Source organism: Paenirhodobacter sp., assembly GCF_041916475.1.
GTDB lineage: Bacteria > Pseudomonadota > Alphaproteobacteria > Rhodobacterales > Rhodobacteraceae > Rhodobacter.
The window spans coordinates 1-10,147 of the sequence record NZ_JAYRZN010000067.1 but is presented as its reverse complement, the minus strand read 5'-3'; the positions used below and the strand labels follow the sequence as shown (position 1 = coordinate 10,147).

The following is a 10,147-nucleotide window of genomic DNA, read 5'->3' as shown; positions in this document are numbered from 1 at the left end:
GGGTCCCGCGCGGGCCCGGATCGGGGTTACTCCGCCGCGGCAGTCGTACCGGGCTGCGTTTCGCTGCCGCGAGGAAGGTCGGCGTTCCGCGTACGCAGGCCTCGCCGCCCTCCCGGAGCCGCTTCCGGTTCGGCCCGCGCCCCGGCGGCAACCGGAACGCCCCCCCCCTCCGCCTTCAGAACCTGACGCCGCACCAGATGCTCAGGCAGCCCCGGCCCCGCCGCTCCCGGATCAGCCCAGCAGCGCCCCGATCCGCTGCACCGCCAGCGCATAGCCCTGGATCCCCAGCCCCGCGATCACCCCGTCTGCCCGCAGGCTGACATAGGAATGGTGGCGGAAGGCCTCGCGCTTGTGCACGTTCGAAATATGCACCTCGATCACCGGCCCCTCATAGGCGTTCAGCGCATCGAGGATCGCGACCGAGGTATGGGTCCAGGCGCCCGGGTTGATCACGATCCCGGCCGCTTCCGTGCGCGCCTCGTGGATCCAGTCGATCATCTGCCCCTCCCAGTTCGTCTGCAGCAGCCGGACCGGCCGCGCCCCCGCAGCCTCCGTGCACAGCCGCGCAACGTCGTCGAGCGTCTCGTGCCCATAGATCTCCGGCTGGCGCTTGCCCAGCAGGTTCAGGTTCGGGCCGTTCAGGATAAAGATCGTCATCGCGTGCCTCCGCTTCGGCCCTTTGTGCGGGTTGCGCAGGCGCTTGCCAAGCCCCGTTTCGGGGGGCGCGCACGGCGGCCCACGCATTCTCACTCAGGTTCCGCCCTTGCAGAGGGCATCTCGTAGTCGTAAAGCATCTGAATATCCACAGCCCATTTTCGGTGACTTTCATGTTTCCTGGCGAAGCCTCCACCAAGAAATTCATTCTCCATAAGTATATGAGACCGTTTCTGAATTTCTCCTGCGGTGACTACAGCTACGGTCACCCGCGGATCGAAATCGGCAAGAGCGACCTGCCTAGAAAGCTGCATATCGGCAATTACTGCTCGATCGCATTCGATGTCGTCTTCTTTGTCGGCCGCCAGGGGCGTCACCCCACGACCAGCCTGAGCACTTACCCGTTGAACATGCTCTTCGCGCAACTGACGAACCGATCCGATGATGTGGCGCAGGACGCGGGCCTGAAGCGCCCCGACGACAAGGAAAACCTGGATCTGATCATCGGTCATGATGTCTGGATCGGCGCCAGGTCTGTCATCATGGCCGGCGTCAGGATCGGGAACGGAGCCGTGATCGCGACCGGCTCCGTCGTGACGAAAGACGTCCCAGCCTTTGCAATCGTGGGCGGCGCTCCCGCCAAAGTGCTCAAATACCGGTTTGACGAAGAGACCATCGCAGAGATCGAGGCATCCGAATGGTGGTCCAACAGCCCCGAGCAGCTCTGGAACGCGCTGGGAACCTCGGCATTGTCGGTTCCCGTCTCCGATTGCCTCGAAAGGCTGAGGTCGGAACTCCGCCCCAAAAAGCGGATGGGCTGGCGCGGCGCATGGCGGCTGGCGCGGCGATGATGCGCCGGACGGCCCACGCGATCTGGCTCCCCTTGCGCCGAGGCGGGCGCCCCGTTCTTCGCCTTGAAGCGATACTGCCGGGCGCCGGGAGCGGCTGCCCGATGTCGCTTCCGCCCCGTCGCCCCACAGGGCCCCGGAGGGCGGCGCCCACGCATTTCACGAAGGCCGGGCCGGTTTATCGCGGCTTTATCCGCGCCATCCTGATTTAGCGCCGCTTCATCGCATCCAGCAGCGCCGCGCCGAAGGAGCCGGTGTCGGTCTTCGGCCCCGCCTGCATCGGTCCCTTCGGGCCCTTGCCCTTCGGCGCGCCCTGCGGGCCGCGGGGGCCTGCATCGCGCGCGGCGCGGTCGTCCTTGGCGCTCGTGCCGCCGTCTTTGCGCATGGTCAGCCCGATGCGCTTGCGCGGGATATCCACCTCGGTGACGCGGACCTTCACCACATCGCCCGCCTTCACCACCTCATGCGGGTCCTTCACGAAGCGGTCGGCGAGCTGGCTCACATGCACGAGCCCGTCCTGATGCACGCCGATATCGACGAAGGCGCCGAAGGCCGCCACGTTCGTCACCGTACCCTCCAGCACCATGCCCTCGCGCAGATCCTTGATGTCTTCGATGCCATCGGCGAAGGCCGCGGTGACGAAGCTCGGGCGCGGGTCGCGGCCGGGCTTTTCCAGCTCGGCCAGAATGTCGCGCACGGTGGGCAGGCCGAAGCGCGCATCGACGAAATCGGCCGCGTTCAGCCGCTTCAGCGCCGCGCCATCGCCCATCAGCGCGCGGATGTCGCGGCCGCAGGCCTTCACGATGGCCCGCGCCACATCATAGGCCTCGGGGTGCACCGAGGAGGCATCGAGCGGCTCGGCTCCGTCGCGGATCCGCAGGAAGCCCGCGCATTGCTCGAAGGCGCGCGGCCCGAGGCGCGCGACCTTCAACAGCTCCTTGCGCGAGCGGAACGCGCCATTGGCATCGCGGTGCGCGACGATGGACTCGGCCAGCCCCGGCCCGAGGCCGGACACATGCGCAAGGAGCGGCGCCGAGGCGGTGTTGAGATCCACGCCCACCGCGTTCACCGCATCCTCGACCACGCCTTCGAGCGCGCGGCCGAGCTTCGACTGATCGACATCGTGCTGATACTGGCCGACGCCGATGGATTTCGGCTCGATCTTCACCAGCTCCGCCAGCGGATCCTGCAGCCGCCGGGCGATGGACACGGCGCCTCGCAGCGAGACATCGAGCCCCGGGAATTCGCGCGCGGCGAGCTCGGAGGCGGAATAGACCGAGGCCCCGGCCTCCGAGACCACCACCTTCACCGGCGCCTTCACCCCGGCGGGCAGCGCCTTCAGCACCTCGGCCACCAGCCGCTCGGTCTCGCGCGAGGCGGTGCCGTTGCCGATCGCGATCAGCTCCACCCCATGCGCCGCGATCAGCCGCAGGATTGCGGCCTGCGCACCGCGCAGGTCGTTCTTCGGCTGGAACGGATAGAGCGTCTCCGTCGCCACCAGCTTGCCGGTGGCATCCACCACCGCGGCCTTCACCCCGGTGCGGATCCCCGGATCGAGGCCCAGCGTCGCCTTCGCCCCGGCAGGCGCCGCCAGCAGCAGGTCCTTGAGGTTGCGCGAGAAGACGTTGATCGCCTCCTCCTGCGCGCGGGCGCGCATGTCGCCCATCAGGTCGAGCATCATCGACAGCGAGAGCTTCACCCGCCAGGTCCAGCCCGCCACGCCGCGGAGCCAGGCATCGCCCGGCCCCTGCGTGCGGGCATCGAAGACCGCCGCCACCATCGCCACGGCGCGCTCCGCGCCCGCCTCGTCGGGGGCGATGTCCACCGTCACCACGCCTTCGTTGGAGGCGCGCAGAAGCGCCAGCGCCCGGTGGCTCGGGATCGTGGCCCAATCCTCGGAATGGTCGAAATAATCCGAAAATTTCGCGCCCTTCTCCTCCTGCCCGGCCACGACCTTCGCGGTGACCTTCGCCTCGCGCTGCAGGAAGGCGCGCAGATGGCCCAGCAGCTCGGCGTTCTCCACAAGCCCTTCGGCCAGGATCTCGCGCGCGCCATTGAGCACGTCTTTCAGCGTGGGCACGGCTTCGCCGAGGTAGCCCGCGGCCAGCGCCTCGGGATCGGCGCGGCGATCGCCCAGGATGGCTTCGGCCAGCGGCGCGAGGCCGTTCTCGCGCGCGATCATCGCCTTGGTGCGGCGCTTGGGCTTGTAGGGCAGGTAGATGTCTTCGAGCTCGGCCTTGGTGCCCGCCCCGGCGATGGCGCGGGCGAGCTCGTCGGTCATCTTGCCCTGCTCGGTGATGCTGGAGGCGATGGCGGCGCGGCGCGCCTCCATGTCGCGCAGATAGACGAGGCGATCGGCGAGCTTGCGCAGCTGGGTGTCATCGAGCCCCCCCGTGGCCTCCTTGCGGTAGCGCGCGACGAAGGGCACCGTCGCGCCTTCGTCCAGCAGGGCCGCGGCCGCCGTGACCTGATCGGGCCGGGCCGCGATTTCCGTGGCGATGGTGCGGGCGATGCGGGCGGCGGTGGCGGTATCCATGGTGTCCTCCGTTCTGGAGGGCCTTTCTAGCCCCCGCCGCCGCCCGCGCCAAGGTCTTGACACCGGCTTCGGCCGCGCGCCTGATCGCGCCCGCAAGCGGAGGTGATGATGGAACGCGAACTCGAAGAGCGGCTGGTGCGCTATTGCGCCGTTGACACCCAGAGCGACGAGAGCTCGGCCACGCAGCCCAGCACCGCGATCCAGCTGCGGCTGGCGGAGATGCTGGCCGCGGAGCTGCGCGAGGCGGGGGCCGAGGAGGTGACGATCACCGGCTATGGCGCGGTTCTGGCCACGGTGCCCGGCACCGCGCCGGGCCCGGTGATCGGGCTGTGTGCGCATATGGACACCGCGCCCGCCTTCCATGCCACCGGGGTGAAGCCGCGGGTGATCCGGGGCTATAATGGCGGCGCGATCAGCTATCCGGACGCGCCGATCACCCTGACGCCGGAGCATTCGCCCTATCTGGCGGGCAAGGTCGGGCATGATATCATCACCGCCTCCGGCACCACGCTGCTGGGCGCCGATGACAAGGCCGGGGTGGCGATCATCATGACCGCGGTGCGGGAGCTTCTGGCCAGTGGCGCGCCGCGGCCGAAGCTGCGCGTGGCCTTCACCCCCGATGAGGAGATCGGCCGCGGGGTGGATGCGCGCCTGCCGGGCGATCTGGGCGTGGATTTCGCCTATACATTCGATGGCGGCGCCGTGGGCGAGGTGGATTACGAGACCTTCTCCGCCGATGGCGCGAAGATCCGGGTGGAGGGGGTTTCGACCCATACCGGCACGGCGGCGGGCAAGATGGTCAATGCGCTGCATCTGGCGGCGAAGATCATCGAGCTGCTGCCGCAGGCCACGCAGACGCCCGAGGTCACCTCCGGGCGCGACGGGTTCTGGCATATCCATGCGCTGAGCGGCTCGGCGGCGGTGGCGGAGATGTCGATCATCCTGCGCGATTTCGAGCTGGAGGGGCTGGCCGCGCGCGGCGCCGTGCTGCGCCAGGTCTGCGCGGCGGTAGCGGCGACGGAGCCGCGCGCCACCATCAGCTGCGAGATCCGCCCGCAGTACCGCAACATGCGCTACTGGCTGGAGAAGGACATGACGCCGGTGGACCTCGCCCATGCCGCCTGCCGGGCCGAGGGGATCGAGCCCATCTCCAACCCGATCCGCGGCGGCACCGATGGTTCGCGGCTCACCGAAATGGGCGTGCCCTGCCCCAACATCTTCACCGGCATGCAGGATATCCACGGGCCGCTGGAATGGATCTCGGTGCAGGACATGGCGGCGGCAACGCGGGTCTGCCTGCGGCTGGTGGGGCTGGCGGCGAAGGGCTGATCCGGTGGCGGGGCTGTAGCGCAGGCTGCGGCCCCTGCGTGCGGAGCGGACTTCGCGGTGGGGGCGACTGCGCGAGAAGGCGTCGCGCGAGCGGGGGCCTCTTGCAGCGCGTCGCCTTGAATGCCTGCCGGGGCTGTGGCCCGCGGCTTTGCCGCCGGATCCGCAGCGCGGCCTAATCGGCGAGCGGGCCGTAGAGGATCAGCGCCGGGTTTTCGGCGCGCACGCCTTCGAGCCGCGCGGCGAGGCCCGCCACCGTGCTGCGCAGGAGCGCCTGTTCGGGGTGGCCCACGGCCTCGGCAAGGAGCGCGGGCGTCCCGGGCGGCAGGCCATGCGCGATCAGGCCTTCGGCCAGCCGGGGGAAGGTGCGCTGGCCCATGAACACAACCGTCGTCGCGGCCGGATCGGCGAGCGCTGCCCAGTTCACATCGCCGGGCAGCCCGCCGGTGACATCGGCCCCGGTGACGAACTGCACCCGCCGCGCGGTCAGGCGCCGGGTGAGCGGGATTTCGGCAGCTGCGGCGGCGGCGCTGGCCGAGGTGACGCCGGGGACGATTTCATGCGCGATGCCATGCGCGGCCAGGGCCGCCAGCTCTTCCTCCAACCGGCCGAAGATCCCGGCATCGCCGGATTTGAGCCGCACCACGCGCCGCCCGGCCAGCGCCTGCGCGACAAGGAGCGCGTTCACGTGCTCCTGCTTCGCCGAGGGGCGGCCCGCGCGCTTGCCCACCGCAATCAGCTCCGCCTGTGGCCCGGCATGGCCCAGCACCGGGCCCGAGGCGAGATCGTCGAACAGCACCACATCGGCGTGGCGGAGCCGGTCGACCGCCTTCAGCGTCAACAGCTCCGGGTCTCCGGGACCCGAGGAAACGAAGGAAACGAAGCCCGTCATGGCCCAGCCCTACCGCGCCCCGCGCGGCGCTTCAACCTTTGTCGCAGGGCGGCTATGAAGGGCGCAGGAGGTGGCCATGCCCGCAGTGATGATCCAGGGGACCGGCTCCAATGTCGGGAAGTCCATGCTCGTGGCCGGGCTGTGCCGCGCGGCGCTGCGGCGCGGGCTGAAGGTGGCGCCGTTCAAGCCGCAGAACATGTCCAACAATGCCGCCGTGACCGCCGATGGCGGCGAGATCGGCCGGGCGCAGGCGCTGCAGGCGCGGGCCTGCGAGCTGGAGCCCGTGACCGATATGAACCCGGTGCTGCTGAAGCCCGAGACCGAGACCGGGGCGCAGGTGATCGTGCAGGGGCGGCGGCTGACCAGCACGCGCGCAGCCGATTATGCCGGGCTGAAGCCGCGGCTGATGGGGGCGGTGCTGGAGAGCTTCGGGCGGCTTTCGGCGGAGCATCTGGTGATTGTGGAGGGCGCCGGATCGCCCGCGGAGGTGAACCTGCGCGCGGGCGACATTGCCAATATGGGCTTTGCGCGGGCCGCGGGGGTGCCGGTGGTGCTTGCGGGCGATATCGACCGCGGCGGGGTCATTGCGCAGATCGTGGGCACGCAGGCGGTGCTGGATCCGCAGGATGCGGCACAGGTGGCGGGGTTTCTCATCAACAAGTTCCGCGGCGATCCGCGGCTGTTCGACGCGGGCTACCGGATGATAGAGGCGCGCACCGGCTGGCGCGGCTTCGGGGTGGTACCGTGGTTTGCGCAGGCGCACCGGCTGCCTGCCGAAGACGCGCTGGACATCGCCTCCGGCCCGGCCACTGGCGGGGTGCGGATCGCGGTGCCGATGCTCTCGCGCATCGCGAATTTCGACGACCTCGACCCGCTCGCGGCGGAGCCGGGGGTGGAGCTGGTCATGGTGCGCCCCGGGGAGGCCATTCCCGAGTGCCGCGCGGTGATCCTGCCCGGGACCAAATCCACCCGCGGGGACCTCGCCTTCCTGCGCGCGCAGGGCTGGGACATCGACATTCTGGCCCATCACCGGCGCGGCGGCGCGGTGCTGGGGATCTGCGGCGGCTATCAGATGCTCGGGCGCTGCGTGCGCGACCCGGAGGGGATCGAGGGCCCGGCCGGGGAGACGCCGGGGCTCGGGCTCTTGGATGTGGAGACGGTGATGGCCCCCGACAAGCGGCTGAGCCGCACCCGCGCCGTGCATGCGGCGAGCGGGGCGGAGATCACGGGCTACGAGATCCATATCGGGCGCACGGAGGGGCCCGACTGCGCCCACCCCTTCGCCCATGTGGCGGGCCGGCCCGAGGGCGCCTGCAATGGCCGGGTGGCGGGCAGCTACTTGCACGGGATGTTCGCGGGCGATGGGTTCCGGGCGGCCTGGCTCGCGGGGCTCGGGGTGCGCGCGACGGGCAGCTATGAGGCCGGGGTGGAGGCCGCGCTGGAGGCGCTGGCCGATCATCTGGAGGCGCATCTGGACGTGGCCGGGCTGCTCGCGCTCGCGCGCTGAGGGCTGGGTGTCTGCCTTGGCTCCGATGGATGCTTTCCAGATCGGGCTGCTTGCAGGCTGAGGGGGTGAGATGCCATCATCATCGCAGGCGGCGCGCCGAGGGCCTGTGGCGCGCGCGCCCCGCACAGGGCGCATGGCGGTGAATGTGCCTGCGCGGGCGGCGCGATCCAGCAGCCTTGGGGGCCAGAGCGGGGCGCGCATGTGGGCGAATGGGGCTTTGTCGGCCCGGCCCCGATGCTACGGCCGCGCCCTGCGGGCAGATGGGCGTGCGGCCAGATCCGCCTTTTAGGGGAGGCGCCCGGGCCCCGCCCGGGCAGGTGCGGCCGCAGGCCCTCAGAGCGCGAGCAGAAGCAGCAGCACCGCCAGCGCCGCCAGCGCCCGCTTGTAGAGCGACAGGCCGCGGCCGATATCGGCCGCCGTCGGGTCCGGGTGGCCGGCGTTGACATAGGGCTCGTCGGCGATCCGGTCGCCATAGATCCGCGGCCCGGAGACCCGCACGCCCAGAGCCCCGGCCATCGCCGCCTCCGGCCAGCCCGCATTCGGCGAGCGGTGCTGGCGGGCATCGCGCGCCATGCAGCGAAGCGCAGCCCCCGTGCGGCGCGAGACCAGCGCGAACAAGAGCCCAGTGAGCCGCGCCGGGATCAGGTTCGCGCCATCGTCGATACGCGCCGCCGCCCAGCCGAACATTTCATAGCGCGCATTGCGGTGGCCGATCATCGAATCGAGCGTATTGATCGCCTTGTAGGCCGCGATGCCCGGCAGGCCGAGGAGCGCGCCCCAGAGCAGCGGCGCGACGATTCCATCGGAGCTGTTCTCGGCAAGGCTCTCGAGCGCGGCGCGGGCGACGCCCGCTTCATCCAGCGCCTCCGGGTCGCGCCCGACGATCATCGACACCGCCCGGCGCGCGGCAGGCAGATCGCCCGCCGCGAGCGGGCGCAGCACCGCGGCAACGTGATCGTGCATGGAGCGCAGCGCGACCAGCGGCCAGGCCAGCACGCCGCCCAGCACTACGCCCGCCCAGCCGCCGGGCAGGAGCGCCTGGGCCGCCCAGCCCGCCACCCCCGCCAGCGCGATCACCGTCAGCGCCGCAATGACGCCGGGCAGGCGGCGGCGGGTGTTCAGCCGCCGCTCCAGCGCGGAGATCAGCCGCCCGAGCCAGGTCACCGGATGGCCGATTCGGCGATAGAGCGCATCGGGCCAGCCGAAGGCGAGATCGCAGCCGATTGCCACCAGCATCATCAGCGCAGTTTCGTGCAGGCTCATCCGAATCTCCGGTTCACTTCGATCACCGCCCAGCCGCCCGGCGCGCGGAGCACCCGGGTGAGCGAGAGCGGCGCCACCTGGAAGGCGAGCGCGCCGCCGGGCGAGCCGGTGGCAAGCGCGAGGGCCGCGCGCACCGTGCCCGCATGCGCCACCACCGCGACCCGCCCCGACCATTCGGCGAAGGCGGGCGCGACGCGGTCGATGAGGGTGGTGAAGCTCTCGCCGCCGGGGGGGCAATGCCGGGCGAGCGCCTCGGCGCTGAGCGCGCCGAGATCGGGGACATCGGCATAGGCGATGCCTTCCCAGAGGCCGAAATCCTGCTCCCAGAGGCGGGGGTCGGTCTCGCACCGGCCGAAGAGCGCGGCCGCCGTCTCCATGCAGCGCCGCGCGGGCGAGGCGATCACCCGCGCCGGGCCCACCGCTGCGCGCAGCGCCGCCGCCACCCCCGGATCGACCGGCGCGCAGGGCACGTCGCGCCGCCCGGCCATGCACCCGCCATCCAGCGCGGGCGCGTGGCGGATCAGAACGATCTCCGCCCCGCCATGCTCAGCCTCCTCGGGCTCGGTCATGGATTTCTCCTTTATCCCTCGCGCCGTTTCTGCTTTGTCATCGCGCAGGGAACAAGGGGGGCGGCGCAGAATGGCGCAGATCGTGCTGGTGACCGGCGGGGCGCGCTCGGGCAAGAGCGCGATTGCCGAGGGCAAGGCGCTCGGCTTCGGGGCGCCCGCCGTCTATATCGCGACCGCTCAGGCCTTCGACGCCGAGATGGAGGCCCGCATCGCCACCCATCAGGCCCGGCGCGGCCCGGAATGGCGCACCCATGCCGAGCCGCTGGAGCTGTGTGCCGCGCTCGCGGCCACCGATGGCGCGCCGCGGCTGGTGGATTGCCTGACGCTCTGGCTCAGCAACCTGATGCTCGCGGAGCGGGACTGGCGCGCGGAGGGGCAGGCGCTGATTGCGGCGCTGGCCGCGCAGGCCGCGCCGGTGGTTCTGGTGACCAATGAGGTCGGCCTCGGCATCGTGCCCGACAATCCGCTCGCCCGCGCGTTCCGCGATGCGGCGGGGCTTCTCACCCAATGGGTCGCGGCGACGGCGGATGAGGTGATCCTCGCCGTCGCGGG

9 protein-coding genes are annotated in these 10,147 nt (G+C 70.9%); 4 read left to right on the top strand and 5 right to left on the bottom strand.

What is annotated here, in order from left to right; all coding sequences use genetic code 11:
* Nucleotides 1-231: 231 nt before the first annotated feature.
* On the bottom strand, nucleotides 232-657 hold the full coding sequence (gene aroQ, locus ACOMG5_RS17080) for a type II 3-dehydroquinate dehydratase (RefSeq protein WP_420344992.1): 426 nt from the start codon (nucleotides 655-657) through the stop codon (nucleotides 232-234).
* Nucleotides 658-827: 170 nt separating this feature from the next.
* Between aroQ and ACOMG5_RS17075 the strand changes: the two genes are divergently transcribed.
* Nucleotides 828-1,505, top strand: a complete 678-nt coding sequence (locus ACOMG5_RS17075; RefSeq protein ID WP_420344991.1) for a CatB-related O-acetyltransferase — start codon at nucleotides 828-830, stop codon at nucleotides 1,503-1,505.
* A gap of 205 nt (nucleotides 1,506-1,710) precedes the next feature.
* Here ACOMG5_RS17075 and ACOMG5_RS17070 read toward each other — a convergent pair whose 3' ends face one another.
* Entirely contained in the window at nucleotides 1,711-4,038 is a 2,328-nt protein-coding gene (locus tag ACOMG5_RS17070) for a Tex family protein (protein WP_420344990.1), read from the bottom strand.
* A 108-nt stretch (nucleotides 4,039-4,146) separates the two neighbouring features.
* Here ACOMG5_RS17070 and pepT point away from each other — a divergent pair, with 108 nt between their 5' ends.
* Complete coding sequence (pepT, locus tag ACOMG5_RS17065; RefSeq protein WP_420344989.1) at nucleotides 4,147-5,367, top strand: peptidase T; 1,221 nt, start codon at nucleotides 4,147-4,149, stop codon at nucleotides 5,365-5,367.
* Between the two features lie 172 nt (nucleotides 5,368-5,539).
* Here pepT and cobA read toward each other — a convergent pair whose 3' ends face one another.
* A complete protein-coding gene (cobA, locus tag ACOMG5_RS17060; RefSeq protein WP_420344988.1) occupies nucleotides 5,540-6,256 on the bottom strand; it encodes a uroporphyrinogen-III C-methyltransferase in 717 nt (238 codons plus the stop codon).
* A gap of 76 nt (nucleotides 6,257-6,332) precedes the next feature.
* Between cobA and ACOMG5_RS17055 the strand changes: the two genes are divergently transcribed.
* Nucleotides 6,333-7,763 (top strand): cobyric acid synthase, encoded by a 1,431-nt coding sequence (locus ACOMG5_RS17055; protein WP_420344987.1) that lies wholly within the window; start codon nucleotides 6,333-6,335, stop codon nucleotides 7,761-7,763.
* Between the two features lie 333 nt (nucleotides 7,764-8,096).
* Here the strand turns inward: ACOMG5_RS17055 and cbiB are convergent, their stop codons facing one another.
* Together cbiB and ACOMG5_RS17045 are read right to left on the bottom strand one after the other, a co-directional pair.
* Entirely contained in the window at nucleotides 8,097-9,026 is a 930-nt protein-coding gene (gene cbiB, locus ACOMG5_RS17050) for an adenosylcobinamide-phosphate synthase CbiB (RefSeq protein ID WP_420344986.1), read from the bottom strand.
* Nucleotides 9,023-9,595: a histidine phosphatase family protein gene (locus tag ACOMG5_RS17045; RefSeq protein WP_420344985.1), complete on the bottom strand. Its 573-nt coding sequence runs from the start codon at nucleotides 9,593-9,595 to the stop codon at nucleotides 9,023-9,025. The genes cbiB and ACOMG5_RS17045 overlap by 4 nt, the downstream gene beginning before the upstream one ends.
* Nucleotides 9,596-9,665: 70 nt before the next feature.
* Between ACOMG5_RS17045 and cobU the strand changes: the two genes are divergently transcribed.
* The coding region (gene cobU / locus ACOMG5_RS17040) for a bifunctional adenosylcobinamide kinase/adenosylcobinamide-phosphate guanylyltransferase (RefSeq protein WP_420344984.1) at nucleotides 9,666-10,147 on the top strand (482 nt) is incomplete at its 3' end.